The organism is Pseudomonas sp. D1HM, assembly GCF_019266105.1.
GTDB classification, from domain to species: Bacteria; Pseudomonadota; Gammaproteobacteria; order Pseudomonadales; family Pseudomonadaceae; genus Aquipseudomonas; species Aquipseudomonas taetrolens.
Genome location: NZ_LRMN01000059.1, coordinates 1 through 337, shown reverse-complemented (window position 1 = coordinate 337; position 337 = coordinate 1). Strand labels below are relative to the sequence as shown.

Annotated in this window: 1 protein-coding gene; it reads left to right on the top strand. The window is 58.8% G+C overall.

What is annotated here, in order from left to right; genetic code table 11:
* Positions 1–240, top strand: a 240-nt coding sequence (locus AWM69_RS22720; protein ID WP_218728610.1) for a phage tail assembly protein, incomplete at its 5' end; no start/stop codon positions are given.
* Between the last annotated feature and the right edge of the window lie 97 nt (positions 241–337).

Here is a 337-nt window from a genome sequence, read left to right as displayed (position 1 = left end):
GAAATCAACCAGATCAAGGTGAACCGGCTCAGCCTGCGAGCCCCCACCGTCAAGGATGTACAGCAGGCCACCGTCCAGTCCGGTGGTGACGCCGAGAAGCGCGAACTGATCCTGTTCGCGTCCCTGACCCAAGCCGGAGACAAGGACATCGCCGGCATGACCGTCGTGGACTACAACCGCCTACAGGCCGGTTATTTTCGCCTGGTCGAAGATGATGAGCCTTACCCCTACAACGATTAAAGCGACGGCCAAGCATCTGGCCCGGGAGTTTCATTTCTCGGCCAGTGAGATCGAGGCCATGCCGTTTAACCGCATGCTGTGGTGGCTCACGGATTGA